Origin of the sequence: Pseudomonas jilinensis (assembly GCF_003586265.1) — a bacterium.
Taxonomy (GTDB): domain Bacteria; phylum Pseudomonadota; class Gammaproteobacteria; order Pseudomonadales; family Pseudomonadaceae; genus Halopseudomonas; species Halopseudomonas phragmitis.
On sequence record NZ_QJSA01000001.1, the window covers coordinates 264471 to 291319 of the forward strand.

Sequence of the window (26849 nt, forward strand, 5' to 3'; positions counted from 1 at the left end):
TCGATTGCCATCAGATACCGGCATGATGCCCGCATATACGCCGAAAATTATCCTTGTGGGATAGCACTCAGGCGGCTGGTGAAGGTCTCAAGATCGACCTCGCCCTGCAGGCGCAGGGCGCGCAGTTCCTGCCCTGCAGGGTCATAGAACAGAAACGCCGGCGGGCCGAACAGTTGCTGCTCGCTAAGCCATTGGCGCTGGTCGGCGCTGTTGCTGGTCAGATCGAGCTTGATGCGGGCAAAACCCTCCAGCTGCTGGCGCACCTGGGGTTGATTGAGGACCTGGCGTTCGATGATCTTGCAACTGATACACCAGTCGGCGTACAGCTCGATGACGGCTGGACGGTTCAGGGCTTTGGCCTGAGCCAGTTCACGAGCGATGCCGGCCTGATCATCGACCAGGGTAAAAAAGCCGCTGTTATTATTGCTGGCAGGGGCTGCGCTACCAGTCAGTGGTGCCAGTGGGCGTAGTGGGTCATTGCCGCCGGCCAGCGCACCGAATAGCGCAGCCGCAGCGTATACCGCCGCCAGCAGCGACAGGGTCTGGGCAATGCGTCCACCAGCGCCATGCGGCATGCGATCGAACAGGCCCAGACGCACCGCCAAGCCAGCGGCCAGAGCAGCCCACAACGCCAGGCTCAGGGGGCCAGGTATGACTCGCTCCAGTAGCCAGATGGCGACACCGAGCAAGCCGAAGCCAAAGATATGCTTGACCGTGACCAGCCAGGGGCCGGAGCGGGGTAGTAGGGCGCTGCCGAAAATCGCCACCAGCAGCAGCGGCAGGCCCATGCCCAGAGCCAAAGCGAACAAGCTGGCGGCGCCGCCCACGGCATCGCCGGTCGCGCTGATGTAGACCAGGGCGCCGGCCAGGGGCGCGGAGATGCATGGTGACACTACCAGGGTCGACAGCACGCCCAGCAGGGCTGCACCAGTCAGCGAGCCACCGCGGGTGCGGCTGCCCAGGCGCTCCAATGGTTCACGCACCACGGCTGGCAGGCGCAGCTCGAATACCCCGAACATGGCCAGCGCGAACAGGCTGAAGAACGCGGCGAAAGTACCCAGAACCCAGGCCGACTGCAATCGCGCCTGAATGTTCAGCGCCGCGCCGAACAGCCCGATCAGGGAGCCGATCAGGGCAAAGCTGATGGCCATGGCCAGTACATAACTGAGCGCCAGGGCACAGGCGCGAAACCGGTCGATATCCTGGCGGTCGAGCACCAGGCTGGACAGAATCGGCAGCATGGGCAGGACGCAGGGGGTGAAGGTCAGCCCCAGTCCGGCGAGGAAGAACAGCAGCAGCGCCCAGCCCAGTTGCTGGTTGTCGAGCAGGCCCTGAAAAACTCCGGAACCGGCGGCCGGCAGAGTGGGTTCTGCTCCTGCTCCAGGCAGATTCAGCAGCACGGTTTCCGGTGGGTAGCACAGGCCGGCGTCGGCGCAGCCCTGGAAGTCAACCCGCAGTTGCCGGCCCGGTTGGGTGCCGGCGCTCAGCCGCAGTTCGACCTGCAACTGGTTGTAGTAGACCTCGACATCACCAAAGAACTCGTCGGTCTTGTGCAGGCCGTCGGGCAGCAGGACCTGCTGGATCGACTGGCTGCCGCCCTGGAGCTGGAAATCCAGCCGGTGACGGTAGAGATAGTATTCGGGCGCGATTTCAAAGATGAGCACAATGCGCTCGGCGTCGGCTTCGACAATACCCGGGCGGAAAGCTTCATGGACTGGCAGAAAGTTGGCCTGACCGCCGCTGCCATCAAGCAGCCCGAGCGCGCCTGTACTGCTCTGGCTGAAGGGGTTGGCTTGGGCCAGACCGGCGAAGGTCAGCCAGCAAATCAGTAGAAGGCGTAACAACTGCATGGGGTATCCGAGTTTTGAGTTGTTGCCATCATATCGAGTTGCGCAGGCTCTGCCGAGAGGCAATCTGTCCCAGGCTGTTTCCGGGCGCAGCGGCAATGGGGTGCGGGACACGGCAGTAGGCCTTGGGAGATGATATCCTGTTGTCGGATAACAAGGGAGAGTGGCGATGAAATTTGCCAAGCGTTCCATGCAGGACGCCAATGAGCGTCTTGGAGACAGTCTGGAGTCAGCACGGGCCTGGCTGGGTGGGCCGTTGATCAGCAAGCTGCTGGGGCTCGTGGTACTGGCCTATGTACTACTGTGCCTGCTGCTGGGCTGGTATTGGAGTCGTGAGCCGGGCCTTGAGCCGCTGGTTACTGCGCGTGAGGAGCGAGTCGAGGGCGAGTTGACCGTGCAGACCTTGCAGGCGGTGATGACAACGCTGCTGGACAAACCTGGCGGCTTCATCAGCAACGACATCATGCCGCCCGGCTTGATGATGGACAATATGCCGAACTGGGAGTTTGGCGTGCTGGTGCAGGTGCGCGACATGACCCGGGCACTGCGTCGTGATATGGCCCGCTCGCAGTCACAATCGGCTGAAGACCGTGATTTGGCGCGGGCCGAGCCACGCTTTCATTTCGACAACAAGAGCTGGGCCATGCCCGCCAGTGAAAGTGAGTACCGTGACGGGCTGCGCGCACTGGCCAGCTATGAACAGCGTCTGCAGCAGGGCGAGGCGGCCTTTTATCCCCGAGCCGACAGTCTGGCCAGTTGGCTAGGTGATGTCAGCACCCGGCTCGGTTCGCTGTCGCAGCGACTGTCGGCCAGTGTCGGTCGCGAACCTTTGGGCGATAGTGGGCGCGCGCGTGAAAGTACACCCTGGACCCAAATCGACGATGTGTTTTATGAGGCGCGGGGCACCTCCTGGGCGTTGGTTCACCTGTTGCGGGCGGTGGAGCAGGACTATGCCGAGGTGCTGGGCAAAAAGAATGCCCAGGTCAGCCTGCAGCAGATCATTCGCGATCTGGAGGCGACCCAGGCGCCGCTATGGAGCCCTATGGTGCTCAACGGTAGCGGCTTCGGGGTGCTGGCCAATCATTCGCTGGTCATGGCCAATTACCTGTCGCGGGCCAATGCTGCGCTTATCGATCTGCGCCGTCTGCTGGAGCAGGGCTGAGCGTGGATAGTCGGAAAATCGATGCCTATCTGGCCCGCTCGGCGGCTGAGCAGGTACTCAGTGTCGATGAGCAGGATCAGCCGCTGGCGCAGGTCAGTCGGGCGCAGGTTCAGAGCGAGAGACTGATTACCCGCTGTACCTACATCTTCGTGTTCAATGCGACCGGGCAGCTGTGCCTGCATCAGCGCACTCTGCACAAGCGGCTCTATCCGGGGTATTGGGATGTCGCCGCAGGCGGTCTGGTGGCTGCCGGGGAAAGTTATCTTGAGGGCGCCCGGCGCGAACTGGCTGAGGAGCTGGGGGTGGCCGGGGTCGATTTGCACAGCCATGGGCGGTTTTTCTACGATGCCCCGGAAAGTCGGTTGTGGGGTGCAGTATTCAGTTGTCGCTGGGATGGCCCGATTGAAATGCAGCCGGAAGAGGTGCTGGCGGTGCGCTGGATTGATCTGGACACAGACTGGCGCCAGGATGATGAACGTTATACCCCGGACTCGCTGCTGGCCCTGGAGCGCTGGCGGGCCGGGCAGTTGCTGGAATGAATAGATGAAAAAAGCCAAAGGACTCGAGGCCCTCGGTGGCCTGGTGTACTCAACCGATGCTGGGCGCATGTGTCCTGACTGTCGCCAACCGGCCGAACAGTGCTGCTGCGGCCAGGCCGCTATGCCCTCGGGAGATGGGGTGGTACGGGTGCGGCGCGAGACCAAGGGGCGTGGTGGCAAGACCGTGACCACAGTCAGTGGTGTCTTGTTGGCTGGCGATGAGCTGAAGACGTTGGCTAAGCGTCTGAAAAACCGCTGCGGCTGTGGTGGTGCAGTCAAGGGTGGGGTGATCGAGATTCAGGGCGACAAGGCCGAGCTGGTCTGTGAGTTGCTGACTGCCGAAGGATTCAAGGTCAAGCGCGCCGGAGGCTGATGAACTTCTCAAGCCCGACATCTGGCCTGGGTAGCTGGCGCCAGGCCTGGCGCGATCGTGAAACCCAGCGCAAAGTCTGGGGGCTGGCCACGCCAATGATCCTGTCCAATATCAGCGTGCCGCTGGTGGGACTGGTCGATACGGCGGTAATCGGTCACCTGGACGGAGCCCATTACCTGGGTGGAGTGGCGGTTGGCACTGCCTTGATCACCTTTGTGCTGTGGGCAGCCGGTTTCCTGCGCATGGGCACCACCGGCTTTGCCGCCCAGGCCTGCGGCAGCGGCGATGGTGATGGTATTCGCCGGGTCTTGTTACAACCGCTGTGGCTGGCCGTACTGATCGCGCTGGCGGTGCTGGTCTTGCAGGCGCCGTTGATTGCCGCCGGCCTGTACTTTATCGACAGCTCGCCCGAGCTGCTGGAGCAAGCCCGCCTGTATGTGGAAATCCGCCTGTGGAGTCTGCCGGCGGCGCTGGCCAATTTCGTCCTGGTGGGCTGGTTTATTGGTATGCAGCGCGGTCGGGCACCGTTGTATCTGCTGCTGACCGTCAATCTGAGTAACGTGCTGCTGGACCTGCTGCTGGTAGTTGGCCTGGGGTGGGGCGTGGCTGGTGCAGCTCTGGCCACGGTGATCAGCGATTATCTGGGTTTGCTGCTGGGCTTGCTGTTGGTGCGTCAGTTGCTGGCCGAGCATCCGGGGCGGCTGGACTGGCTGGCGGCGATCCGGCTGCGCGGCGCGGCACCGTTACTGCGGGTCAATCGCGATATTCTGATCCGTACCCTGGCACTGGAACTGGTGTTCTACCTGCTGGTGCTGCAGGGTGCGCGCCAGGGCGATGCGGTGGTGGCGGCCAATGCGGTGTTATTGAACTTTCTGTTGCTGACCTCCCATGGCCTGGATGGCTTGGCCCATGCGGTTGAGGCGCTGGGAGGGCATGCTCTGGGTCAACGCAATCGTGCGGCTTTCAAGCGGGTGCTGGTGGTGACTCTGGGCTGGTCGCTGCTGGTTGGCGTGGGCTTTGTGTTGGCTTTCAGTCTGTTTGGCCCATGGATCATCAATCGCCTGACCAATCTCGACGAGGTGCGTGCAGTGGCCCAGGCCTATTTGCCCTGGATGGCGTTGATGCCGCTGGTCGCGGTCTGGAGCTATCTGCTTGATGGGCTGTTTATCGGCGCGACTCGGGCTCGGGCGATGCGCAACAGCATGCTGCTGGCGGTGTTCGGTCTGTATGTGCCGGTGGCCTGGCTGCTACGTGATAGCGGTAACCATGGCCTGTGGCTGGGCTTTCATCTGTTCATGCTGGCGCGCGGGGCTTTGCTCGGCGGCTGGTTCGTCTATCTGTGGCGCCAGGATCGCTGGTTTCCCAATCCGTAGGCGCTGTGGCTGGTGCTTATGCTGGCAGCGGTCACTCTGCCCGTAACCACCAATGCAGGTAACGGCCCAGGTGCTGGTAAGCCGGGTGGCGGCTGTAGGCCAGCTCTTCGCGTATCAGCTCTTCGCGGCTGACCTGTTGTTGCCAGTGTGGTGGCATGTAGTCATAAAACACCCGGATACCACTGGCCTGCTGTTTGTGCAGGCCGGCCTGGCTGGCCCACTGCTGGACCTCGCGCGGGTCCAGCGGGTGTTGTGGGGTCAGGCCGCGCTGGCCGACACCTGCCAGTTGTTGGCGCTCAAGTTTGCGAAACTGGCCCTTGATCAGGTTGCGGTAGATCAGTGCGTCACGGTTGTAGAACGCCAGCGACAGGGCGCCTTGCGGGTTGAGCAGGGCGCGCAGGTGGTGCAGGGCCTGATGTGGGGCGGCCAGCCATTCCAGTACGGCATGGCAGATGACCAGGTCGAAGGTTTGCCCCTGAGCCGGCAGGTCCTGCAGCGGCAACGGCCAGTAAGCCACAGCGGGGGTGCCGGCCGCTTGCAGGCGTTGCTCAGCGGCTGAGAGCATTGCACTGGCGGGCTCGCTGACGGTGACCTGATGTCCCTGGGCGGCCAGCCAGGCACTGATGTGGCCAAGCCCGGCCCCTACGTCCAGAATCCGCAGGGGCCGTGCCGGCAGCTCTGCCAGCCACTCCTGCAGGTCGCGGGTCAGTACGGCCAGACGAATGGCACCCTTGGGGCCAGCATAGATTTTCTGCGCCAGATGACTGCTCAGTTGGTCAAAATAGCGGTCGTCCATGCTTGGCTCCTAAGAAAACACTGATTGATTACACGCAAGCTTAGTAGCCCGGTTGTCGCTGACCTGTTCTGGACTGTCGATGCCCTGGTCGAAAATTGCTCCTGCATTTTCGACACTTCCGCCATCCCTGGCGGTCGAACGGGCATCGTCAAGCCCCCCATGGGTGAGGCAAGCGTTTACGAAGCATGCTTCGTGCGCAGCCGAACGCCGACCGATCTGTGATCGGTTGGCCGGACCCGGAGGGGGGTCACGGCGTGTCCAGAACAGGTCCGCGACAATTGGGCTAACACCGAAACGATTTAATCAGTGTTCCTCTAGCAGGTCTGTTATTCAGGCATAAAAAAAGCCAGCTTGTGGCCGGCTTTTGGAGTGCCCTGTCCGCTAGGTTCGTTATCGCTTCAGAGCGGAGCTGAATGCAGCGGACAGGGCACTGGGGCCGAACGCTTATTTTTGATAAGCGTTCACAGCCTTAACGATTTCCGCACGGGCTTCATCAGCGTTGCCCCAACGGTCGATCTTGACCCATTTGCCGGCTTCCAGATCTTTGTAGTTCTCGAAGAAGTGCTGGATCTGCTGGATCAGCAGTTCAGGCAGGTCGGTGTATTCCTTGACGTCACGGTACAGCACGCTCAGCTTGTCGTGCGGTACGGCGACCAGCTTGGCATCACCGCCACCATCGTCGGTCATGTGCAGAACGCCTACCGGACGTGACCGGATTACCGAACCCGGTGCGACCGGGTAGGGCGTTACCACCAGCACGTCCAGCGGGTCGCCGTCATCGGCCAGGGTATTGGGGATATAACCGTAGTTGGCCGGATAGAACATCGGGGTGGCCATGAATCGATCGACGAACAGGGTGCTGCTGTCCTTGTCGATTTCATATTTGATCGGCGCGTGCTGAGCCGGGATTTCAATGGCGACGTAAATGTCGTTAGGGATGTCCTTGCCTGCGGGGATCTGGTCGTAGCTCATGGGATACCTGACTCGGGCATGTGAAATATTGGGGCGGGATTATAGGCGTTCAGGGCGGCGATACCAAGTAAAACCGGTAAAACTATGGTCGTATGGGCAAAAGTACTGGTTTGCCGCTGTGAAGGTGTCACCTGGGTAGCCATGCACGCACCTGGCGAGATACCGGCAGGTGCGTTGGCCCGCTAAGTGGCGTCAGAGTTTGAGGGCGAAGTAGTGGAAGTCAGCGTCGTCGGAAAAACCCAGGGAGCGATACAGGCTTTGAGCTGCACTGTTGTCTTCGCCAGTCATGACGGTCATACGCTGGATGCCGGCAGCCCGGGCCATCTCCTTGGCGCGGTTAATCATGCGATCGGCAACCAGTTGGCGGCGGGCCTCTTCAATCACATAGATACCCTTGAGAACCCAGCTGGGGTGCAAGGTCAGAGCCGAGAAGCTGGGGATGAACTGGGCAAAGCCCAATACCTTGCCGCTGGTTTCATCTTCTGCCAGTAGGATGATGGCCTGTTCGTTGACCAGTCGATCATGGAGAAAGCGGCGTGATGCTTCGGGCTTGGGCAACTGGCCGTAGAACTCTCGATACTTGATGAACAACGGGGTGATATCGTCGAGGCGATCCACGCCGGCCTGCACAATTCGCATACTCAATCCTCGATGCTGGTCAGATAGTGCCCGGTACTGTTGTGCCGGTCAGTACATCCTGCCCCAGACGCTGGAAATCTTCAATCGCCAACACTGACCGGGTAGTCGCGCTTGGCAACTGGTCCCGTGGTGCTGGGAGTTAGTTATCTTATCTAGCTATAATGCACGGTTTATGACGATTTTGCGGTCTGGGCTGTGGCGGGCCAAACATGCCGGCCGACAGCTTCTTATATCTGCATTCTGTTAAAAGGTTAATGCGTGATTGATTTTCACCAGGTCCACAAGGCCTATCGTGTTGCTGGGCAGTCGATCCCGGCGCTGCAGCCGACCGATCTGCAAATAGCTCGCGGAGAGGTATTCGGCATCATCGGTCATTCCGGGGCAGGCAAAAGCACCTTGCTGCGCCTGATCAACCGGCTCGAGGAGCCCTCGGGTGGACGGATCGTGATTGATGGCGAAGATGTCACCGGGCTACAGGCTACCGGGTTGCGGCGGTTTCGCCAGCAGGTCGGGATGATTTTCCAGCATTTCAATTTGCTGTCGTCCAAGACCGTGGCCGATAACGTGGCGCTGCCGCTCAGACTGGCGGGTGAATTGTCGCGCGCCGAGATCGCCCGGCGGGTCGACGAATTGCTGGCGCGGGTCGGGCTCAATGAGCACGCTAACAAGTATCCGGCGCAGTTGTCCGGCGGCCAGAAACAGCGGGTCGGAATTGCCCGGGCACTGGCTACCCGGCCGAAGATTCTGCTCTGCGACGAGGCCACCAGTGCCCTTGATCCGCAGACTACTGCGTCGGTGTTGCAGTTGCTGGCTCAGATTAATAGCGAGCTGAACCTGACGATCGTACTGATTACCCATGAGATGGATGTGATCCGTCGGGTTTGCGACCGGGTGGCGGTCATGGACGCTGGGCAGATTGTCGAGCTGGGGCCGGTAGCCGAGGTGTTCCTGCATCCGCAGCATTCGACCACCCGGCGTTTCGTACTGGAATCCGAGCAGGTTGATGAAAGCGAGCAGCGTGATGATTTTGCCCATGTCGAGGGCCGCATCCTGCGTCTGACCTTCCAGGGTGAGGCGACTTACGCACCGCTGCTTGGTAGCGTGGCGCGTGAGACCGGGGTGGATTACAGCATCCTGGCCGGGCGTATCGACCGGATCAAGCAAACCCCCTATGGCCAGTTGACGCTGGCGCTCACCGGTGGCGACATCGAGGCGGCGCTGGCCTGCTTTGCCCGGGCCGATGTGCATCTGGAGGTGCTGCGCTGATGGATGCTCTGCTGCCCAACGTCAACTGGCCGGAAATCTGGCAGGCCAGTCTCGATACCCTGAGCATGCTAGGCGGCTCAATGCTGTTTACTGTGTTGTTTGGCTTGCCGCTCGGGGTTTTGCTGTTTCTTACTGGTCCGCGCCAGATGTTCGAGCAGAAAGCCTTCTATGGTCTGCTGTCGCTGTTGGTGAATATTGTTCGTTCAGTGCCGTTCGTTATTTTGCTGATCGTTATGATTCCCTTTACCGTGGTGATCACCGGGACTTCGCTGGGAGTGGCTGGGGCTATTCCGCCACTGGTTGTGGGGGCCACGCCGTTTTTCGCCCGTCTGGTCGAGACTGCGCTGCGTGAAGTCGATCGCGGGATCATCGAGGCGACCCAGGCCATGGGGGCCACACCACGCCAGATCGTGATCAATGCGCTGCTGCCAGAGGCGTTGCCGGGTATCGTGGCGGCGACCACGGTTACCGCCATTACCCTGGTGTCCTACACCGCGATGTCCGGGCTGATCGGTGGCGGCGGACTGGGTGATTTGGCGGTGCGCTATGGTTATCAGCGCTATCAGCCGGATGTGATGGTGGTGACCGTGGTATTGCTGCTGGTGCTGGTGCAGGTGCTGCAAAGCGTTGGTGACCGGCTGGTGGTGCATTTTTCCCGTAAGTGATGTGCTGTTTAAATAGAAAACACAGGTGCAGGGTTATCCGCTGCGCACCTGAATCAAATCCCACAAGGAGCTTAATGATGAAAAAATTGCTGACTGCCTTTGCTGTCGCCGCCGGTCTTGGTGTGCTGCCGGCGCAGGCCGCCGACAAGATCAGTATCGCCGCTACGGCGGTGCCTCACGCGGAAATTCTCGAATTCGTCAAGCCGGCCCTGGCCAGTGAGGGCGTCGAGCTGGATATCCGGGTGTTCACCGATTATGTCCAGCCCAATGTGCAGGTGGCGGAGAAACGCCTAGACGCCAACTTCTTTCAGCACCAGCCCTATCTTGACGAGTTCAACAGCAGCCGCGGCACTGAACTGGTCAGCGTCGCTGGTGTGCATATTGAGCCGTTCGGTGCCTATTCACGGAAGGTCGAGAGCTTGGATGATCTGCCCAATGGCGCCAATGTGGTGATTCCCAACGATGCCACCAACGGTGGTCGGGCGCTGCTGTTACTGCAGAAGGCTGGGCTAATCGGGCTCAAGGATGCCGGTAATATCCTTTCTACCCCGCGCGACATCGCCGACAACCCCAAGCGCATCCGGGTTCGTGAACTGGAAGCAGCGACCCTGCCGAGGGTTCTGGGTCAGGTTGATCTGGCACTGATCAATACCAACTATGCGCTGGAGGCCGGGCTGAATCCGAGTGAAGATGCGTTGGTGATAGAGGGTTCCGACTCGCCCTACGTCAACATCCTGGTGACCCGCGTCGACAATGCCGACAACCCGGCGATCCAGAAGCTGGCTCAGGCGCTGCACAGTGCCGAGGTCAAGGCCTTTATTGAAGAGAAGTATCAGGGCGCCGTGGTGCCGGCTTTCGAGTGATACAAAAAAGGGCTGGTTGATACCAGCCCTTTTCGGTTCCGTCCCGTTTCGCGATCAGATCTTGAATTCCGGGAGCTTGCGCTCCACGGCCAGATTCTGCAGACGCACATAATCGGGCAGACCATTCTTGAATGGCGGGTAGTCTTCGCCCTGAATCAACGGCGACAGGTAGCGGCGGCAGGCCTCGGTGATGTGCAGGCCGTCTTCGCTGATGAACTCGCGGGGCATGAACTTCTCGACGTTGGCCACGTCCTTGAGCGGGGCTTCAATGATATCCCACTGGTAGGGCGCATCCTGCAGGCGGCGGATTGCCGGCATCACCGAGTTCTTGCCTTCCAAGGCGATGTTAACCGCTGCCTGACCTAGCGCATAGGCTTGCTCGACATCGACCTTGGAGGCAATGTGACGGGCGGCGCGCTGCAGGTAATCGGCCACGGCCCAGTGATACTTGTAACCCAGTTCATCCTTGACCAGCTTGGCGATGGTCGGCGCCACGCCGCCCAGCTGGGCATGGCCGAAAGCGTCGGTCAGGCCGGTTTCGGAGAGGAACTTGCCGTCGCTGTTCTTGATCCCTTCGGAAACGCCAATCACGCAATAGCCATAAGTCTTGACGCACTCATCGACCCGGGCCAGGAATTTGACCTGGTCAAACTGGACTTCGGGGAACAGCAGAATGTGTGGCGGTTGACCTTCACCTTCGCTGGCTAGGCCGCAGGCCGCAGTAATCCAGCCAGCGTGACGGCCCATGACTTCGAGGATGAAGACCTTGGTCGAAGTGGCGCCCATAGAGGCAACGTCGAAACCGGCTTCGCGAATCGAGGTGGCGACATACTTGGCCACTGAGCCGAAGCCGGGGCAGCAGTCGGTGATCGGCAGGTCGTTGTCGACGGTCTTGGGTACATGGATGGCCTGAATCGGGTAGCCCATCTTTTCTGCCAGTTGCGAGACCTTCAGGCAGGTGTCGGCCGAGTCGCCACCGCCGTTATAGAAGAAGTAGCCGATGTTATGGGCCTTGAACACCTCGATCAGGCGCTCGTATTCGGCGCGGTTGGCTTCCAGGCTTTTCAGTTTGTAGCGGCAGGAGCCGAAGGCGCCGGAGGGGGTGTGACGCAGAGCGGCGATATTTTCGGGTGATTCCAGGCTGGTGTCGATCAGGTCTTCGGTCAGGGCGCCGATGATGCCGTTGCGCCCGGCATAGACCTTGCCAATTCGGTCCGGGTGCTGGCGAGCGGTTTCGATCACGCCAGCGGCGGAGGCGTTGATCACGGCGGTGACTCCGCCCGACTGGGCGTAGAAGGCGTTTTTGACGGTCATGCTGACTCCATGTGCTTGAATCGGGTGGCGGTTTTTTGGGGTTCCCGCAGGGAGCGGCGGGGCGCTACGGCCAATGGCGCGCATGATAGCCGAAAGCGGTGCGCTTTGCATGGCCGTTGGGCGGGCGTGGTAATATCTCGCGAAGCTTTAAAAAGGAAATACTGAATTAATTGCACGCAAACTCAGCGCCAATTGGGCCAACACCTAGACTGATTTAATCAGTGTTTCCTTAATGCCGTTACACGACCAACACAAGGAGTCCGTCTTTGCACCTCCATATCCTCGGTATCTGCGGTACTTTCATGGGTTCGCTGGCGTTGTTGGCGCGGGAGTTGGGGCATACGGTGACGGGCTCGGACGCCAACGTCTATCCGCCAATGAGCACCCAGCTCGAAGCCCAGGGGATTACCCTGATGGAAGGCTATGAGCCGGCGCATCTGCAGCCGGCCCCGGATCTGGTGGTGATTGGCAACGCCATGTCGCGCGGCAATCCGGCGGTCGAATATGTGCTGGATCAGGGCTTGCCCTACGTGTCTGGGCCGCAGTGGCTGGCCGACCACGTGCTGCAGGGGCGCTGGGTGCTGGCTGTGGCGGGTACCCATGGCAAGACCACTACCTCCAGTCTGCTGGCCTGGATTCTGGAGCACGCCGGGATGTCGCCGGGCTTTCTGATCGGTGGTGTGCCACAAAACTTTGGGATCTCGGCGCGGCTGGGTGGGACGCCGTTTTTCGTGGTCGAGGCTGATGAGTATGACAGCGCCTTCTTCGACAAACGCTCGAAGTTCGTTCATTACCGCCCACGGACGGCGATTCTCAATAATCTCGAGTTCGACCATGCAGACATTTTTCCGGACCTGGCAGCGATCGAGCGACAGTTTCACCATCTGGTGCGTACCGTGCCAGGCTCCGGGCTGATTATTCACCCGCAGGCCGATGCGGCGCTCAAGCGAGTGATTGACATGGGCTGCTGGACATCCTGCCAGACCACTGGTGATGGCGGTGACTGGCAGGCGCGCCTGCTGGCGGCCGATGGTTCATGTTTCGAGGTGCTGCTCGGTGGTGTCTCGCAGGGCATAGTTGAATGGTCGCAGACCGGCGCTCACAGTGTTGCCAATGCGCTGGTGGCGTTGGCGGCGGCGCGGCATGTGGGGGTGACTCCGGCGCAGGGTATTGCCTCGCTGGGTGGTTTTGCCAGCGTCAAGCGCCGCATGGAGCTGATCGGTGAGGTTGGTGACATTCGGGTGTATGACGACTTTGCCCATCACCCGACCGCGATTGCCACCACCTTGGCCGGGTTGCGGGCACAGATTGGTGATGCGCAGCTTATTGCGGTGATCGAGCCGCGCTCCAACACCATGCGCTTGGGTAGTCATATGGCTGCTTTGCCAGGTAGTGTCAGCGATGCCAGTGAAGTGCTCTGGTATCAGCCCGAAGGGCTGGACTGGTCGCTGGATCAGGTCGTGGCTGACAGTCCGGTGCCGGCCTGTGTGTTGAGCAGTATCGAGGCGCTGATCGATGCCGTGGTGGCGCGTGCGCGACCAGGCGCACGGGTAGTGGTCATGAGCAATGGCGGTTTTGGCGGGATTCACCGCAAGCTGGTTCAGGCGCTGGAGGCTCGGCATGGCTGAACGGCGGCGGGTGACGCTGGCGCTGACCGGTGCCTCTGGTGCCCAATATGGCTTGCGCCTGCTGGAATGTCTGGTCAGGGCCGATGTCGAAGTGTCATTTCTGATCTCGCAGGCCGCGCAGTTGGTGGTGGCGACCGAGACCGATTGGCAGTTGCCGGCCAAGCCGCAGGCTCTGGAAGTTTTTTTGACGGAACGATTGGCCGCTGCCGAGGGTCAGATTCGGGTGTTCGGCAAGCAGGACTGGATGGCGCCGGTCGCTTCTGGCTCTGGCGCGCCTGGGGCCATGGTGGTATGTCCCTGTTCGACCGGTACCCTGTCGGCTATCGCCACTGGGGCCAGTAACAACCTGATCGAGCGGGCGGCCGATGTGGCGCTCAAGGAGCGACGGCAGCTGATTCTGGTGCCGCGTGAAGCACCGTACTCGAGCATTCATCTGGAAAACATGCTGAAGTTGAGCCAGATGGGAGCGGTTATCCTGCCCGCCAGTCCCGGCTTTTATCATAAGCCGAACAGCATTGACGAACTGATAGATTTCGTCGTTGCCCGCATCCTCAACCAGTTGGGGATAGAACAGACATTGCTTGCCCGTTGGGGTGAGTGACACCTTCAGGATTATGTATGTTTTGCAGTAAAACCAGATTGCGGACGTCGCTGGCGTTCGCCATGGGGAGTTTTGTGCTGCCGGCGGTGGCCGGGCAGGCCAATGAGAGTCCTTTGCTCGAGTCGTCCCGCGAGCTGGCCGGCAAGCTGTTGGCTCCGGTCGAGGCCGAGCCCTACTGGTATGTTCAGGGTAGTGTCTGGACTGCCCATTTCAACCCCGACTCCGACCACAACAACAATCAGGATCTGATCGGTCTGGAGCGTCATCGTGCTGACAGCTATCTGTGGGGCGCTGCGACCTTTCGTCATTCGTTCGGAGATCGCTCCTACTACGCTTATGGCGGCAAACGTTTTGACTTCGAGGGTACGCCGTTCAATGTCAAGCTGACAGCAGGCTTGCTGCATGGCTATCGAGGTGAGTACCGGGACAAGATTCCGCTCAATCGCTTTGGTGTTGCGCCGGCGATTATTCCGTCGGTTGGTGTCAGTTATCAGCGGGTCGGTGCTGACCTGGTGCTGCTGGGGGCGGCTGCGGTGATGGTTAATGTTGGGATCAAGCTATAAGAGCCCGTCCATGACCTGCTGCGCGTCGGCCCTGCGTTGTTAAAAACAGGGCTCTAGCTCGCTATGCCATTAATAGACTTTGGCGTGCGCGGCCCGCTGGCGCGGGCCGAACCGGGTTACACGAAATACAGGGTTAAACCTTCCGCAATGAAGGCTGGCTTGTCCACGCCTTCGATCTCCAGAGTGGAGCGCGCCTTGACCAGCCACTGGCCAGGATTCTTCTCGGTTACATCGACTACCGTCACGTGCAGGCGTACGCGTGAGCCCACACGTACCGGCTGGATGAAACGCAGGCTGTCCAGGCCGTAGTTGACTGCCATCTTCAGACCCTGCGGGCGAATCAGCAGGCCGGCAGACAGGACCGGCAGCAGTGACAGTGAGAGGAAACCGTGGGCAATGGTGCCGCCAAACGGAGTCAGCTTGGCTTTTTCTTCGTCGATGTGAATGAACTGGTGGTCACCGGTGCACTCGGCAAATTGGTTGACACGTTCCTGATCAATGGTCAGCCAGTCTGAGTGGCCCATATCCTTGCCAATGTAGGACGTGAGTTCGGAAGCGGGTACGGCAGCTGCCATGGCGTTCTCCATGCTCTGTTATTGTGGTGGTAGCGGATAACCGCTACACGCTACGTTAATACAGACGGTCGAGCTTGTCTGCTGACATGTTTGCAATCCGCGCCGAGAGGGTCAATTGGGCGAGCTCACCATTGGTGTGCTGAATGATGGTACCAAGCTGAAAGGGGAATGCATGACTGAACGGATGGCCCTGTTTCCATTGAATACGGTGTTGCTGCCGGGGTGTGTGCTGGATCTGCAGATCTTCGAACCGCGCTATCTGGATATGGTCAGCCGCTGTTTTCGTCAAAATGCCGGATTTGTGGTGGTAACCCTGGAAGAAGGGGCTGAGGCCGGGCCGGGGGCGGTGCGGTTCAAGGCGCTGGGTTGTGAGGCCAGGATCATCGACTGGGAACGGCGTGACAATGGTCTGCTGGGGATTCGGGTCGAAGGAGGGCGGCGGGCCGAAGCGAGTGCGGTGGAGGTCGCGTCGGATGGTTTGCTCAGCGCCAGTGTCGATTGGCTGGTCGAGCAGCCAGATGCCGAATTACTGGCTAGCCATGCCGACTTGCTGGCCTTGCATACAACCTTGCTGGAGCATCCCATCGCGGCAGCGCTGAAGTTGCCTGCGGTGGCTGGCAGTCAGCAGCGTCTGGCCTGGCAACTGGCTTATCTGCTGCCGCTGGATGTTGAGGAAAAGCTGGAGTTGCTGGCTCAGGCCGATCCATTGTTGCGCCTGCAGCAGATTGAGCGCTGGTTGCGGTCAATGCAGGCCTGAGAGTATCACCAGCGGGGCCCAGGCCAGTAGCACCAGGTTACGCCAGCGCTGGCTGCGGTGCATCGGTGCGCCACGCTCAACTGCCCAGCTGGCCAGTGCACTGGCGCTCAGGGCTAGTAGCAGGGCCTGCAACATGCTGAGAATGCTGGTGTCGGTGATCACCAGGCTGGCAAATGCCAGGGGGGCTCCGAGCAGCAGGGGGTAAAGCAGCCAGAGACAACGCATCCAGAAGCCTTGGTCGCGGCCCAGGCAGATGGCGACGACAACCAGCCAGGTCCACTGGCCGGTGAGGATCAGAGCCGGTTGACTCATCTCCAGCAGCCAGCCCAGACCAAGGGCGATGACCAGTGTCAGCAGGGCGAACAGTGGCTGGCGATAGGGGCTGAGCAGGGTTAGCCAGGCCAGTCCGGGAACTAGTAGCCAGAGGGTGGTATCCAGGTCGGTCAAGGGTGTCAGCCAGGCGTGCCAGCCCAGCAGCGGGGCGCGCTGGCTTATCCAGTATTCGCTGGTGAACAGCACCACCTCCAGCCAGGGCTCGACCACTGGCAGGCTGACGGCGCCGAGCAGCAGCAGCGCGGCGCAGGCCAGGTTGCTCCAGCGGTGCTGAGCTTTGAGTAGCCATAGACAAAGTAGGCCAAGGCCGGCCAGTGCGCCGGTCAGAGCCAGGGTCTGGGGCCAGAAAAACTGTGGCACCGGCCAGGTCAGAGCATGTCCGGCAGTGTAGCCGGGTAGAGCGTAGATCGGTGCCCAGGCCAGTGCCGATAGCAGGCTGACGGCCAAAAAGCGCCAAAACGGCATGTCGAACATGCCGGCGATCATCGGGATGATCGGCCGGACCGGGCCAAAGAAACGGCCAATCAGTACGCTCATCATGCCGTAGCGGCGGAAAAAACCTTCCCCCTGATCGATCCACTGCGGATAGCGCTGAAACAGGCGCAGACGGCGAATGTCCTGGTGAAACAGGCGGCCCAGGACAAAGCTCAGCAGGTCGCCGCAGACTGCACCGGCAAAGGCCCAGCCAAGCATGACCGGGATCGACATGTCGCTGCTTCCGGCGATGGCGGTTACTGCGAACAGTAATACCACGCCTGGGACCAGCAGCCCGGCGATGGCCAGTGACTCAAGCAGGGCGATGGCGAAGATCACCGGCCCCAGCCAGCTCTGATGGCTGCTGAGCCAGGTGCTCAGGTGGTCGCTCAGCAGGCTTTCCATGGTGCGTTCAGGCGCTGGTAGTCGCGCCCCTCGATACGGTTGCGGCCCATGGGGTTGCGGGTACAGTGACGGGCGTAGCTGGCGTCGACAAAGCGATAGGGCAGGTGCTCATCGCGTCCGGCGGGAATCCCCAGGCGAGTAGTTTGCAGGATATGCTGCGGGCGATAGCTGTCATCATCGACGAACAGTTGCCCAGTGTCGAAACGTTGGGCGTTCCAGTCCGGAACCTTCAGTGCCAGCGCCTTGCACAGCAGGGTCTGCCCGGCGCAGAGCTTTTCCGCTGGTCGGTAGTCGCCGTTGGCAGCCGGGTTGAGTTGTTGCATCAGGCGCAGGCTGGCCTGATCGCTGACCGTGTCAAGCAGTGGATGGCCGGATTTGATCAGTACCCCGTTGCCTGGGCCAGCGGCGCTGAAGTTCAGCGAGTCGCCGCCGCGGGCGTAGTACATGTAGAGCGTACCGCCGTCCATGAACAGCGCCCGCCGGGCTTCGGTATAGCCAAGCGAGGCATGGCTGCCTTTCTCTTCCAGCAGGTAGGCTTCGGTCTCAATGATACGGGCCGATAGCCAGCGTCCCTGATAGCGGCGGCGAATGACCTTGCCAAGCAGGGCGCAAGCCAGTTCGCGGGCATCGCGCTGGAAGAAGCTGTCAGGCAGTGGGCGAGCAGTGGCCCAGGGCAGTGTCTCAGGGTTTTGCATGTAATCGATGATAGCAGGCCTGCGCCCTGTCCAGTGTCAGGGCAGCCCGTTATAATGCACCTTTTGCAACGCAGGCAAGTGGTGGTGTCCATGGGTGGCGAACAGGTAAGCGAATACATGAAGGGGCTGGGAAGCCAGGCCCGAGCGGCCTCGCGGGTTATCGCCCGGGCTTCGACGGCGGTCAAGAATCAGGCGTTGCTGGCTACCGCTGAAGCTATTGAGGCTGCTACTGCCGAGCTTGAGGCTGCCAATACCCTGGATCTGGAGGCCGGTCGAGCCAACGGGCTGGATGCTGCGATGCTTGACCGTCTGGCCCTGACCCCTGAGCGGTTGCAGGGCATGATTGAAGGCCTGCGCCAGGTTGCCGCCTTGCCGGACCCGGTGGGCGCGATTCGTGACATGAAGTTTCTTCCCTCTGGGATTCAGGTCGGACGTATGCGGGTGCCGCTGGGGGTCATCGGGATCATCTATGAGTCGCGCCCCAATGTGACCGTTGAGGCAGCCAGTCTGTGTCTCAAGGCCGGCAATGCCTGCATTCTGCGTGGTGGCTCGGAGTCGATTCACTCCAATCAGGCGATTGCCGCCTGCCTGCGCCGCGGCCTGGCCGCCGCTGGCTTGCCGGATCAGGTCGTGCAGGTGGTGGAAACCACCGACCGCGCCGCCGTTGGAGCCTTGATCACTATGCCCGAGTATGTCGATGTGATCGTACCGCGTGGCGGCAAGGGGCTGATCGAGCGTATCAGCCGCGAGGCCCGGGTGCCGGTGATCAAGCATCTGGATGGTATCTGTCATGTTTATGTCGATGATCGTGCCGATCTGGACAAGGCCGAAGCCATCTGTTTTAACGCCAAGACCCATCGCTATGGGGTCTGCAACGCCATGGAGACTCTGCTGGTACATGAGGCAGTGGCGGCTGAGTTTTTGCCGCGCATGGCCCTGCGTTATGCGCAGAAAGATGTTGAGTTGCGCGGTTGCCCGGCTACCTGTGCACTGTTGCCGCAGGCTATCGCTGCCAGCGAGCAAGACTGGAGTACTGAATACCTGGCGCCGATCCTGTCGATCCGGGTGGTCGCGGATATGGATGCCGCTATCGAGCACATCAATCGTTTCAGCTCGCAGCATACCGATGCGATGGTCAGCGAGGATTACACCCGGGCCCGGCGCTTCCTGGCCGAAGTGGATTCCAGCTCGGTGATGATCAATGCTTCGACCCGTTTCGCCGACGGCTTCGAGTATGGTCTGGGCGCCGAGATTGGCATTTCAACCGACAAGATCCATGCCCGCGGGCCGGTGGGCCTGGAAGGCCTGACCAGCGAGAAGTACGTGGTATTCGGCGACGGTCATATCCGTCAGTGATTGTCTGATGCGTATCGGCCTGCTCGGCGGGACCTTCGATCCGATCCATTTTGGCCATCTGCGCAGTGCCGTAGAGGTGCATGAGGCTTTGGCGCTGGATGAGCTGCGGCTGATCCCCAGCGCCCGGCCGCCCCATCGGGAGCAGCCCGGCTGCAGTGCCGAGCATCGCCTGAACATGGTGCGTCTGGCGGCAGGTGTGGACTCCGGGCTGCTGGTGGATGACCGTGAGCTGCGACGTGACAAGCCTTCCTGGACGGTGGATACCCTGGAATCTTTGCGTGCGGAGTTGGGGCCGGAGGTGGCGCTGTTTCTGATCGTTGGCTGGGATGCCTTCTGCGGATTGCCGAGCTGGCACCGCTGGGAGTGTTTGCTGGAGCTGGCCAATCTCGTGGTATTACAGCGTCCAGACTACGATCTGGACGTGCCTGAAGTACTCAAGGATTTGCTGGCGGCCCGCTCGGTCGCTGAACCGGCGCAAGCCAAGGCACTGCATGGGCAGATTGTCTGCCTGGCGCAGACGCCGCTGGCAATTTCGGCAACGCATATCCGGAGCTTGCTGGCCAGCCACCGGTCGCCGCGTTTTTTGTTGCCGGAGGCGGTGCTTGACTATATTGAAACCAACGGGCTGTACGGCCCTGTGACTGAGGATTGAACCCTTATTATGCAGATTGATGACCTGATCAAACTGGTTGAGCATGAGCTGGACGAGCTCAAGGCCAAGGATGTGGTCAAGATCGATGTTCGTGAGCAGACCAGCGTGACTGACTACATGATCATCGCCAGCGGTACCTCCTCCCGTCATGTGTCCTCGCTCAGTGACAACCTGGTGGAAAAGGCCAAGGCCGCCGGTCGTCAGCCGTTGGGGGTTGAGGGCCAGGATTCCGGAGAGTGGGTGCTGGTCGACCTGGGCGATGTCGTGGTGCATATCATGCAACCGGCTACCCGCCAGTTCTATGACTTGGAGCGTCTGTGGCAAAGTGCCGAGTCGCGCCGTGCCCAGCATCAACCGACCCCGGAGTAAGCAGTCTTGCGCCTGCGTCTGATCAGCGTGGCATCACGGATGCCACGCTGGGTCGAGGACGGCTATCAGGAATATGCCAAGCGTCTGCCGCCTGACCTGCCGTTGGAGTTGGTGGAAATTCCCTTGACGACCCGCGGCAAGAATGCCGATGTCGCCCGGTTGATGCGTCGTGAAGGCGAGCAGATGCTGGCCGCAACCCAGCCTGGGGAACGAATCGTGACCCTGGAGGTCAATGGCCGTGCATGGTCGACCGAGCAACTGGCCGAGCAGCTTGAGCGCTGGCGCCTGGAAGCGCGCACGGTCAACCTGATGGTGGGCGGGCCCGAAGGGCTGGCTGAAGAGGTGCAGGCGCGCAGTGAGCAGCGCTGGTCACTGTCGCCTTTGACCCTGCCGCATCCACTGGTGCGTATTCTGCTGGCCGAGCAGCTCTATAGGGCTTGGACCATTCTCAACCGCCACCCATATCACAAGTAATCGATGGCCAAGCCGATTCAGCTCAAGGATCACCTCAGCGATGCCCGTACTGTACAGCGACGGGTGGTGCTGGCGGCTGTGTTCATGCTGGCGCTGGTGGCCGGGCTGGTGGCGCGCATGTATTACCTGCAGGTGGTGCAGTACGAATACCATTCAACCCTGTCGGAAAACAACCGGGTGCATGTACAGCCGGTGCCGCCGCCCCGTGGCCGGATTTATGACCGCAACGGCATCGTGCTGGCCGAGAACCGACCCAGCTTCAGCCTCAACATCACCCGGGAGCGGGTGACTGATCTGGATACGACCTTCGCCCTGCTGCAGTCACTGCTTGAACTTTCCGACGAGGATGTCGAGCGCTCTCAACGGCGCCTGACCCAAACTCGCCGCCGGCCGTTCGAGTCGGTGCCGGTGGTGTTCGAGTTGAGCGACGAGCAGATCGCCCGGATTGCGGTCAACCAATTTCGTTTGCCTGGGGTCGAGGTGCAGGCCAGCTTCGTTCGGCACTATCCGTTCGCCGAACATTTCGCCCATGCCGTTGGTTACGTCGGCCGGATCAACGAGCAGGAAATGGCCCGGATAGATCAGGTCGCCTACGCTGGCACCCATTATATCGGCAAGACCGGGATCGAGCGTTACTACGAGGACTGGCTACATGGCACTGTTGGTTACGAGGAGGTCGAAACTAACGCACGTGGTCGGGTATTGCGGGTGCTCAAGCGGATTGATCCGGAACCTGGGCGTGACCTGACCCTGCATCTGGACAGTCGCTTGCAAGCGGTAGCCGAGCATGCGCTTGGTAATCGCCGCGGTGCGGTGATCGCCATCGAGCCGGAGACCGGCGGGGTGCTGGCTTATGTAAGCCAGCCTGGCTTTAACCCTAATCTGTTCGTCACTGGCATCAGTTACGCCGACTACGGCGCGCTACGCGACTCTCTGGATCAGCCGTTGTTCAACCGGGTTGTGCGCGGCCTCTATCCACCAGGCTCGACGATCAAGCAGATGGTCGCTCTGGCCGGTTTGGATACCGGGGTGGTGACCCGCACCAGTCGGGTTTTCGACCCTGGCTTCTACCAGTTGCCAAACCACAGCCACAAGTACCGCAACTGGAACCGTAGTGGTGATGGCTGGGTTGACATGCATCTGGCCATCGTTCGCTCTAACGACACCTATTTCTATGATCTGGCCCATAAGCTGGGCATTGATCGGCTGCATGACTACATGACCCGCTTTGGTATTGGGACTCGGGTGTCGCTGGATATGCATGAGGAAGCGGCCGGGCTGATGCCCTCGCGTGAGTGGAAGCGCAATGCCCGGCGTCAGCCCTGGTATCCGGGGGAAACCCTGATCGCCGGGATTGGCCAAGGTTACATGCTGGCCACACCTTTGCAGTTGGCGCACAGTACCGCCCTGATCGCTAATCGGGGGGTATGGAAGCGGCCGCGTCTTTTGCTGCATGCCGAGGGTATGGCGCCGGATGAAAGCGAAACCCCGGATAATGTGCATTTGCGCAATGACGGCGACTGGGATTTCATCATTGCGGCCATGGAGGCTGTGATGCATGGTGAGCGAGGCACTGCACGCAGTGCGGCACAGAATGCGCCCTACCGGATGGCGGGCAAGACCGGGACGGCTCAGGTCGTTGCCATCGCCCAAGGTGAGAAATATGACTCGGCGGCCCTGCAGGAGCGTCATCGTGATCACGCGCTGTTTGTTGGCTTTGCGCCGGTCGATGATCCGAAGATTGCCGTGGCGGTGATGGTCGAGAACGGTGAGTCCGGTGGCCGGGTTGCTGCGCCGGTCGCTCGTCAGTTGTTCGATGCCTGGCTGTTGCCTGACCAGGAACCGATGAGTTTCACTGCGGAGACCAGTCAATGAAATCTCTGGGTAGCCTGGCGTCGCCCACCGCCATGGGAATGCATCGTCGGCAGCCGTTCTGGCAACGTATTCATGTTGACCCCTGGCTGTTGCTGCTGATCCTGGTGCTGGCCACGGTTGCTGGCTTCGTTCTGTACTCGGCCAGTGGGCGCAGTACAGCGATGCTTTACCGTCAGGGTGCCGCCTTTGCTGTGGGTTTGGCCGTGATGCTGACCATCGCCCAGTTTCAGCCCCGGTTCATGCAGCGCTGGACGCCTTTGGCCTATCTTGGCGGCTTGATGCTGTTGGTAGCGGTGCTGGTTGTCGGTACTGAAGCCAAGGGGGCCCAACGCTGGCTGACGATTCCCGGCATGATGCGCTTTCAGCCCTCCGAGGTGATGAAGTTAATCATGCCCATGAGTGTGGCCTGGTACCTGGGCCGGCGTACTCTGCCGCCCAGCTTCAAGTATGTTTTCATTAGCCTGTTGATCATCGGTTTGCCGGTGTTGCTGATCCTGAAGCAGCCGGATCTGGGTACTTCATTGCTGATCGGTGCTTCGGGAGTCTTCGCCCTGCTGCTGGCCGGGTTGCGCTGGCGCTATATTCTGGGCGCTCTGGTGGCGCTGGTGCCGGCAGCGCTGGCGATGTGGTTCTTCGTCTTGCACGGTTACCAGAAGCGTCGGGTATTGACCTTTCTCAACCCTGAAAGCGATCCGCTTGGGGCAGGCTGGAACATTATTCAGTCCAAGGCCGCGATCGGTTCTGGCGGCATCTATGGCAAGGGCTGGTTGCAGGGCACTCAGTCGCACTTGGATTTTTTGCCCGAGGGGCATACTGACTTCATCATCGCGGTGTTGGCCGAAGAGTTTGGTCTGGTCGGCGTGTGCCTGCTGATCTGCGTGTATCTGCTGGTAATCGCGCGCGGGCTCTACATTACCCTGCAGGCTCAGGATAGTTTCAGCAAGTTGCTGGCCGGCAGTATTACCTTGACCTTCTTCGTTTACGTATTCGTCAATATCGGTATGGTCAGCGGACTGTTGCCGGTGGTAGGTGTGCCGTTACCATTAATCAGCTATGGCGGTACCTCGTTGGTGACATTGTTGTCCGGGTTCGGCATCCTGATGTCGATCCACACCCACCGTAAATGGATGCCACAAGGATAAAAGCTCGGAGATGCGGATTTTCATGATCAAACCTGTTTCGCGCTGGCTGCGTCTGCCGCTGGCATGTGCCCTGACGGCCGTGAGCCCCTGGCTATTGGCCGCCAACTACACCAGTGAACACCCGGGGGTCGAACCCTTCGTTGCCGAAATGAAGGCTGAGCACGGCTTCAGTGCCGAGCATGTACGCAGCCTGCTGGCTCAGGCCGAGCGCAAGGAGGCTATCCTCAACGCTATCTCGCGTCCGGCTGAGCGAGTGCGGCCCTGGCACGAGTACCGGGCGATTTTCATTACCGATCAGCGCATCCGCGAAGGGGTGGCGTTCTGGGATCAGCACCGTGATGCTTTGGAGCGGGTCGAGCAGGAGTATGGGGTTGAGCCGGAGGTGATCGTGGCGATCATCGGGGTGGAAACCTTCTATGGCCGCAACAAGGGCAGTCATCGGGTGATTGATGCCCTGACTACCCTGGGCTTCGACTATCCGCCGCGGGCCGATTTTTTCCGTCGTCAGCTCAAGTCCTATCTGGTCCTTACTCGTGAGCAGCAGATGGACCCGTTGGCATTGACCGGCTCCTACGCCGGGGCCATGGGCTATCCGCAGTTTATCCCCAGTAGCTACCAGGCCTTCGCTGTGGATTTTGACGGTGATGGCAAGGTTGATATCTGGAACAACCCGGTTGATGCGATTGGCAGTGCCGCCAACTATTTCAAGGAGCACGGCTGGCGCCATGGTGAGCGTGTGGCCATCCCGGCCAAGGTCGAGGGTGAACGCTTCAGCCAGGGGCTGAGTGTGCCCGAAGGGCTGGAAGCGCGCCGCCGGGTCGGTGAACTGCGTGCCCTGGGCTGGCAGCCCGAGCAGGCGCTGGATGACGATCTCGAGGTGATGACCTACGAGTTCGACGCCGGGGAACAGATGGAGTACTGGCTGGGTCTGAACAATCTGTATGTGATCACCCGCTATAATCGCAGCGTGATGTATGCCATGGTGGTGCACCAACTGGCCGATCTGATCCGTGACGCGAGGGAGCAATGAGTCCTATGCCGATGCCGTCTGTTCGAGTTGTCTTGCTGGGTTCCTTGTTGGGGTTGCTGACCGCCTGTTCATCATCTTCGGTCAAAACACCGGCACCGAGTCAGCCGAGTGCGCCCAGCAGCCGTCCGGCAGTGGATGGGCCGCCCAGTTATTTCATGGATGTATCGCAAATTCCCGATGCCGTGCCAACGCCGCATACCGGCGCCTATAAGGCCTCGCCCTATACCGTACTGGGCCAGTCCTATACGCCGATGCAGGATGGCCGCAATTATCGGGAAGTCGGTCTGGCGTCCTGGTACGGCACCAAGTTCCATGGCCAGAATACCGCCAATGGCGAGGTCTATGATCTGTACGGCATGACTGCTGCACACAAGACTCTGCCGCTGCCGACCTACGTCTACGTGACCAATCAGGCCAACGGTCGACGGATTATCGTGCGGGTCAATGATCGTGGGCCGTTCTACTCGGATCGAATCATCGACCTGTCCTACGCCGCGGCCAAGAAGCTCGGTTTTGCCGAGCAAGGCACGGCCCGGGTACTGGTCGAGGGGATCGACCCGGTAGCCTGGCAGCAGCAGAACAACCCGGGTTATCTGGTGCGTAACAATCCGCCTCAGGAAACCCTGCCAAGCGGCCAGGAGCTGTATCTGCAGGTTGGAGCTTTTTCTTCCAACCAGGCCGCCGAGCAACTGCGCCAACGGCTACAGGGGGTGGTCAATGCCACTGTGTTTGTCAGCCCGGTTGAGCAGAATGCCCAAACCCTGCACCGGGTGCGACTGGGTCCGGTTGCCAGCCATGCCGAGGCGCAGCAACTGATCGACGCGGTACGCCTGGCCAATCTGGGTAATCCGACCCTGGTCTCGGCCAATTGAGACTTTCAACTGAAGTTGCCCAACAACGTCCAACATCACTAGTGAGTAACATGCTGAAAAAACTGCTCAATACCCTGCTGATTACCGGTGTCGCCAGTATCGCCGGTCTGACCCAGGCCCAGGTTCCGACCCCCACCCCAAGTGCTATGCCGCAGATCGTGCCGGCCGCGCCGCAACTGGCGGCCAGCAGCTATATCCTGATGGATGCCAACAGTGGTGTGGTGCTGGTCGAGCACAATGCCGATGAGCGCCTGCCGCCGGCTAGTCTGACCAAGATGATGACCAGCTATATCGCCAGTCTTGAGTTGATCGAAGGGCGTATTGGCGAGCAGGACGAAGTGCTGATCAGCGAAACCGCCTGGCGCAAGGGTGGTTCGAAGATGTTCGTCGAAGTCGGTAACCGGGTGCCGTTCATCGACCTCAAGCGTGGCATCATCATTCAGTCAGGCAACGACGCCAGCATCGCCGTGGCCGAACATGTCGCCGGCAGCGAAGACGCCTTTGCCGATGTGATGAACACTCATGCCCGGCGTCTGGGGATGCGTAACACCAACTTCACCAACTCGACCGGATGGCCGGACGACAACCTGTATTCCAGCGCGCGCGACATGGCCATCCTGGCCCAGGCAATCATCCGTGACGATGTCGAGTACTACCCGATCTACAAGGAGAAGGAGTTTGTCTGGAACGGTATTCGCCAGGTCAACCGTAATCGTATGCTATGGCGTGACTCCAGTGTTGACGGGCTCAAGACCGGGCATACCGAAGCGGCAGGTTATTGCCTGGTGGCATCGGCCGAGCGTGACGGCATGCGCCTGATCTCGGTGGTTATGGGTACCAGCGGCGATGCGGTACGAACTGCCGAAACCCAGAAGCTGTTGACCTGGGGCTTTCGTTTCCACGAAACCCGGCGCTTCTATCAGCCGGGTCAGGTACTGTCCAGCGCCCGGGTCTGGGGTGGTGCCAACAAGCAGGTTGATGTTGGTCTGAGTGATGGTCTGATCCTGACCTTGCAACGTGGTCAGTTCGATGATCTGGAAGCCGGTATCAGCATGAATTCGGCGATCAAAGCGCCGATCAGCGCTGGCGATGTGCTTGGTACCGTTGAAGTCAAGCGTGGTGACAGTGTGGTCCACAGCGCGCCGTTGGTTGCCCTGGCCGATGTCGAGCGCGGTGGTCTGTTCTCGCGTTTGTGGGACAATATTCGCCTGTTCTTCTACGGCCTGTTCAACTGAGGAG

At 60.5% G+C, this 26849-nt stretch carries 28 protein-coding genes; 20 read left to right on the forward strand and 8 right to left on the reverse strand.

Features of this window, described 5'->3' with window-relative positions; genetic code table 11:
• Positions 1–47 precede the first annotated feature (47 nt).
• The gene (gene dsbD, locus C2846_RS01155; RefSeq protein WP_119700492.1) at positions 48–1850 is read right to left on the reverse strand and encodes a protein-disulfide reductase DsbD; all 1803 of its coding nucleotides are present in this window, start codon (positions 1848–1850) and stop codon (positions 48–50) included.
• A gap of 166 nt (positions 1851–2016) precedes the next feature.
• Here dsbD and C2846_RS01160 point away from each other — a divergent pair, with 166 nt between their 5' ends.
• From C2846_RS01160 to C2846_RS01175, 4 genes are read left to right on the forward strand one after another with little or no spacing between them, the layout of a single operon-like run.
• Complete coding sequence (locus C2846_RS01160; protein WP_119700493.1) at positions 2017–3009, forward strand: DUF2333 family protein; 993 nt, start codon at positions 2017–2019, stop codon at positions 3007–3009.
• A gap of 2 nt (positions 3010–3011) precedes the next feature.
• Positions 3012–3548, forward strand: coding sequence for an NUDIX hydrolase YfcD (gene yfcD, locus C2846_RS01165; protein ID WP_231705584.1), 537 nt, complete (start codon positions 3012–3014; stop codon positions 3546–3548).
• Positions 3549–3552: 4 nt separating this feature from the next.
• The gene (locus C2846_RS01170) at positions 3553–3921 is read left to right on the forward strand and encodes a translation initiation factor Sui1 (protein ID WP_119700494.1); all 369 of its coding nucleotides are present in this window, start codon (positions 3553–3555) and stop codon (positions 3919–3921) included.
• A complete protein-coding gene (locus C2846_RS01175) occupies positions 3921–5294 on the forward strand; it encodes an MATE family efflux transporter (protein WP_119700495.1) in 1374 nt (457 codons plus the stop codon). The genes C2846_RS01170 and C2846_RS01175 overlap by 1 nt, the downstream gene beginning before the upstream one ends.
• Positions 5295–5325: 31 nt before the next feature.
• Here the strand turns inward: C2846_RS01175 and C2846_RS01180 are convergent, their stop codons facing one another.
• The 3 genes from C2846_RS01180 to C2846_RS01190 all read right to left on the reverse strand — a co-directional run bounded on the left by C2846_RS01180 (position 5326) and on the right by C2846_RS01190 (position 7701).
• On the reverse strand, positions 5326–6090 hold the full coding sequence (locus C2846_RS01180; RefSeq protein ID WP_119700496.1) for a methyltransferase domain-containing protein: 765 nt from the start codon (positions 6088–6090) through the stop codon (positions 5326–5328).
• Between the two features lie 444 nt (positions 6091–6534).
• On the reverse strand, positions 6535–7062 hold the full coding sequence (gene ppa / locus C2846_RS01185) for an inorganic diphosphatase (protein WP_080049742.1): 528 nt from the start codon (positions 7060–7062) through the stop codon (positions 6535–6537).
• 192 nt (positions 7063–7254) lie between these two features.
• Complete coding sequence (locus tag C2846_RS01190; RefSeq protein WP_080049743.1) at positions 7255–7701, reverse strand: GNAT family N-acetyltransferase; 447 nt, start codon at positions 7699–7701, stop codon at positions 7255–7257.
• Between the two features lie 258 nt (positions 7702–7959).
• Between C2846_RS01190 and C2846_RS01195 the strand changes: the two genes are divergently transcribed.
• The 3 genes from C2846_RS01195 to C2846_RS01205 all read left to right on the forward strand — a co-directional run bounded on the left by C2846_RS01195 (position 7960) and on the right by C2846_RS01205 (position 10495).
• Positions 7960–8967: a methionine ABC transporter ATP-binding protein gene (locus tag C2846_RS01195; protein ID WP_080049744.1), complete on the forward strand. Its 1008-nt coding sequence runs from the start codon at positions 7960–7962 to the stop codon at positions 8965–8967.
• Entirely contained in the window at positions 8967–9632 is a 666-nt protein-coding gene (locus C2846_RS01200) for a methionine ABC transporter permease (protein ID WP_080049745.1), read from the forward strand. Before C2846_RS01195 ends, C2846_RS01200 begins: the two co-directional genes overlap by 1 nt.
• A gap of 77 nt (positions 9633–9709) precedes the next feature.
• Positions 9710–10495, forward strand: a complete 786-nt coding sequence (locus C2846_RS01205) for a MetQ/NlpA family ABC transporter substrate-binding protein (protein WP_080049746.1) — start codon at positions 9710–9712, stop codon at positions 10493–10495.
• Between the two features lie 54 nt (positions 10496–10549).
• Here C2846_RS01205 and C2846_RS01210 read toward each other — a convergent pair whose 3' ends face one another.
• On the reverse strand, positions 10550–11809 hold the full coding sequence (locus C2846_RS01210) for a 6-phosphofructokinase (protein ID WP_080049747.1): 1260 nt from the start codon (positions 11807–11809) through the stop codon (positions 10550–10552).
• A 266-nt stretch (positions 11810–12075) separates the two neighbouring features.
• Here C2846_RS01210 and mpl point away from each other — a divergent pair, with 266 nt between their 5' ends.
• The 3 genes from mpl (at position 12076) to C2846_RS01225 (ending at position 14601) form a co-directional block, all read left to right on the forward strand.
• Complete coding sequence (gene mpl / locus C2846_RS01215; RefSeq protein WP_080049748.1) at positions 12076–13437, forward strand: UDP-N-acetylmuramate:L-alanyl-gamma-D-glutamyl-meso-diaminopimelate ligase; 1362 nt, start codon at positions 12076–12078, stop codon at positions 13435–13437.
• Positions 13430–14038 (forward strand): flavin prenyltransferase UbiX, encoded by a 609-nt coding sequence (locus tag C2846_RS01220; protein ID WP_080049749.1) that lies wholly within the window; start codon positions 13430–13432, stop codon positions 14036–14038. Before mpl ends, C2846_RS01220 begins: the two co-directional genes overlap by 8 nt.
• Positions 14039–14100: 62 nt before the next feature.
• Positions 14101–14601 carry a sn-glycerol-3-phosphate transporter gene (locus tag C2846_RS01225; protein WP_080049750.1) on the forward strand — a complete coding sequence of 167 codons (501 nt, stop codon included), beginning with the start codon at positions 14101–14103 and terminating at the stop codon, positions 14599–14601.
• A 116-nt stretch (positions 14602–14717) separates the two neighbouring features.
• Here the strand turns inward: C2846_RS01225 and C2846_RS01230 are convergent, their stop codons facing one another.
• Complete coding sequence (locus C2846_RS01230) at positions 14718–15176, reverse strand: MaoC family dehydratase (protein ID WP_119700497.1); 459 nt, start codon at positions 15174–15176, stop codon at positions 14718–14720.
• Positions 15177–15348: 172 nt separating this feature from the next.
• On the opposite strand from C2846_RS01230, the gene C2846_RS01235 reads away from it, so the two are divergent.
• On the forward strand, positions 15349–15933 hold the full coding sequence (locus tag C2846_RS01235) for an LON peptidase substrate-binding domain-containing protein (RefSeq protein WP_080051681.1): 585 nt from the start codon (positions 15349–15351) through the stop codon (positions 15931–15933).
• On the opposite strand, the gene C2846_RS01240 is transcribed toward C2846_RS01235, so the two are convergent.
• Together C2846_RS01240 and C2846_RS01245 are read right to left on the reverse strand one after the other, a co-directional pair.
• Positions 15919–17145, reverse strand: a complete 1227-nt coding sequence (locus C2846_RS01240) for a DedA family protein (protein ID WP_080049752.1) — start codon at positions 17143–17145, stop codon at positions 15919–15921. The genes C2846_RS01235 and C2846_RS01240 overlap by 15 nt on opposite strands.
• A complete protein-coding gene (locus tag C2846_RS01245; RefSeq protein WP_119700498.1) occupies positions 17130–17840 on the reverse strand; it encodes a DNA-3-methyladenine glycosylase in 711 nt (236 codons plus the stop codon). The genes C2846_RS01240 and C2846_RS01245 overlap by 16 nt, the downstream gene beginning before the upstream one ends.
• 90 nt (positions 17841–17930) lie before the next feature.
• On the opposite strand from C2846_RS01245, the gene C2846_RS01250 reads away from it, so the two are divergent.
• The 9 genes from C2846_RS01250 to C2846_RS01290 all read left to right on the forward strand — a co-directional run bounded on the left by C2846_RS01250 (position 17931) and on the right by C2846_RS01290 (position 26845).
• Positions 17931–19196: a glutamate-5-semialdehyde dehydrogenase gene (locus C2846_RS01250; protein ID WP_205890073.1), complete on the forward strand. Its 1266-nt coding sequence runs from the start codon at positions 17931–17933 to the stop codon at positions 19194–19196.
• A gap of 7 nt (positions 19197–19203) precedes the next feature.
• Positions 19204–19848: a nicotinate-nucleotide adenylyltransferase gene (nadD, locus tag C2846_RS01255; protein ID WP_080049755.1), complete on the forward strand. Its 645-nt coding sequence runs from the start codon at positions 19204–19206 to the stop codon at positions 19846–19848.
• A gap of 9 nt (positions 19849–19857) precedes the next feature.
• A complete protein-coding gene (gene rsfS, locus C2846_RS01260; protein ID WP_080049756.1) occupies positions 19858–20217 on the forward strand; it encodes a ribosome silencing factor in 360 nt (119 codons plus the stop codon).
• 6 nt (positions 20218–20223) lie between these two features.
• Positions 20224–20691, forward strand: coding sequence for a 23S rRNA (pseudouridine(1915)-N(3))-methyltransferase RlmH (gene rlmH / locus C2846_RS01265; RefSeq protein WP_080049757.1), 468 nt, complete (start codon positions 20224–20226; stop codon positions 20689–20691).
• Positions 20692–20694: 3 nt separating this feature from the next.
• Complete coding sequence (gene mrdA, locus C2846_RS01270; RefSeq protein WP_080049758.1) at positions 20695–22566, forward strand: penicillin-binding protein 2; 1872 nt, start codon at positions 20695–20697, stop codon at positions 22564–22566.
• A 38-nt stretch (positions 22567–22604) separates the two neighbouring features.
• Positions 22605–23708, forward strand: coding sequence for a rod shape-determining protein RodA (rodA, locus tag C2846_RS01275; protein ID WP_080051682.1), 1104 nt, complete (start codon positions 22605–22607; stop codon positions 23706–23708).
• Between the two features lie 22 nt (positions 23709–23730).
• Positions 23731–24738 (forward strand): lytic murein transglycosylase B, encoded by a 1008-nt coding sequence (gene mltB, locus C2846_RS01280; protein WP_080051683.1) that lies wholly within the window; start codon positions 23731–23733, stop codon positions 24736–24738.
• A gap of 5 nt (positions 24739–24743) precedes the next feature.
• Positions 24744–25610, forward strand: coding sequence for a septal ring lytic transglycosylase RlpA family protein (locus tag C2846_RS01285; RefSeq protein WP_080049759.1), 867 nt, complete (start codon positions 24744–24746; stop codon positions 25608–25610).
• 74 nt (positions 25611–25684) lie between these two features.
• On the forward strand, positions 25685–26845 hold the full coding sequence (locus tag C2846_RS01290) for a D-alanyl-D-alanine carboxypeptidase family protein (RefSeq protein WP_373279490.1): 1161 nt from the start codon (positions 25685–25687) through the stop codon (positions 26843–26845).
• The last annotated feature ends 4 nt before the right edge of the window (positions 26846–26849 follow it).

Coding starts and splice junctions, on each gene's coding strand:
- dsbD (WP_119700492.1), bottom strand. CDS start 1,850: ATGCAGTTGTTACGCCTTCTACTGATTTGCTGGCTGACCTTCGCCGGT.
- C2846_RS01160 (WP_119700493.1), top strand. CDS start 2,017: ATGAAATTTGCCAAGCGTTCCATGCAGGACGCCAATGAGCGTCTTGGA.
- C2846_RS01170 (WP_119700494.1), top strand. CDS start 3,553: ATGAAAAAAGCCAAAGGACTCGAGGCCCTCGGTGGCCTGGTGTACTCA.
- C2846_RS01175 (WP_119700495.1), top strand. CDS start 3,921: ATGAACTTCTCAAGCCCGACATCTGGCCTGGGTAGCTGGCGCCAGGCC.
- C2846_RS01180 (WP_119700496.1), bottom strand. CDS start 6,090: ATGGACGACCGCTATTTTGACCAACTGAGCAGTCATCTGGCGCAGAAA.
- ppa (WP_080049742.1), bottom strand. CDS start 7,062: ATGAGCTACGACCAGATCCCCGCAGGCAAGGACATCCCTAACGACATT.
- C2846_RS01190 (WP_080049743.1), bottom strand. CDS start 7,701: ATGCGAATTGTGCAGGCCGGCGTGGATCGCCTCGACGATATCACCCCG.
- C2846_RS01200 (WP_080049745.1), top strand. CDS start 8,967: ATGGATGCTCTGCTGCCCAACGTCAACTGGCCGGAAATCTGGCAGGCC.
- C2846_RS01205 (WP_080049746.1), top strand. CDS start 9,710: ATGAAAAAATTGCTGACTGCCTTTGCTGTCGCCGCCGGTCTTGGTGTG.
- C2846_RS01210 (WP_080049747.1), bottom strand. CDS start 11,809: ATGACCGTCAAAAACGCCTTCTACGCCCAGTCGGGCGGAGTCACCGCC.
- C2846_RS01220 (WP_080049749.1), top strand. CDS start 13,430: ATGGCTGAACGGCGGCGGGTGACGCTGGCGCTGACCGGTGCCTCTGGT.
- C2846_RS01225 (WP_080049750.1), top strand. CDS start 14,101: ATGGGGAGTTTTGTGCTGCCGGCGGTGGCCGGGCAGGCCAATGAGAGT.
- C2846_RS01230 (WP_119700497.1), bottom strand. CDS start 15,176: ATGGCAGCTGCCGTACCCGCTTCCGAACTCACGTCCTACATTGGCAAG.
- C2846_RS01235 (WP_080051681.1), top strand. CDS start 15,349: ATGACTGAACGGATGGCCCTGTTTCCATTGAATACGGTGTTGCTGCCG.
- C2846_RS01240 (WP_080049752.1), bottom strand. CDS start 17,145: ATGGAAAGCCTGCTGAGCGACCACCTGAGCACCTGGCTCAGCAGCCAT.
- C2846_RS01245 (WP_119700498.1), bottom strand. CDS start 17,840: ATGCAAAACCCTGAGACACTGCCCTGGGCCACTGCTCGCCCACTGCCT.
- C2846_RS01250 (WP_205890073.1), top strand. CDS start 17,931: ATGGGTGGCGAACAGGTAAGCGAATACATGAAGGGGCTGGGAAGCCAG.
- nadD (WP_080049755.1), top strand. CDS start 19,204: ATGCGTATCGGCCTGCTCGGCGGGACCTTCGATCCGATCCATTTTGGC.
- rsfS (WP_080049756.1), top strand. CDS start 19,858: ATGCAGATTGATGACCTGATCAAACTGGTTGAGCATGAGCTGGACGAG.
- mrdA (WP_080049758.1), top strand. CDS start 20,695: ATGGCCAAGCCGATTCAGCTCAAGGATCACCTCAGCGATGCCCGTACT.
- rodA (WP_080051682.1), top strand. CDS start 22,605: ATGCATCGTCGGCAGCCGTTCTGGCAACGTATTCATGTTGACCCCTGG.
- mltB (WP_080051683.1), top strand. CDS start 23,731: ATGATCAAACCTGTTTCGCGCTGGCTGCGTCTGCCGCTGGCATGTGCC.
- C2846_RS01285 (WP_080049759.1), top strand. CDS start 24,744: ATGCCGATGCCGTCTGTTCGAGTTGTCTTGCTGGGTTCCTTGTTGGGG.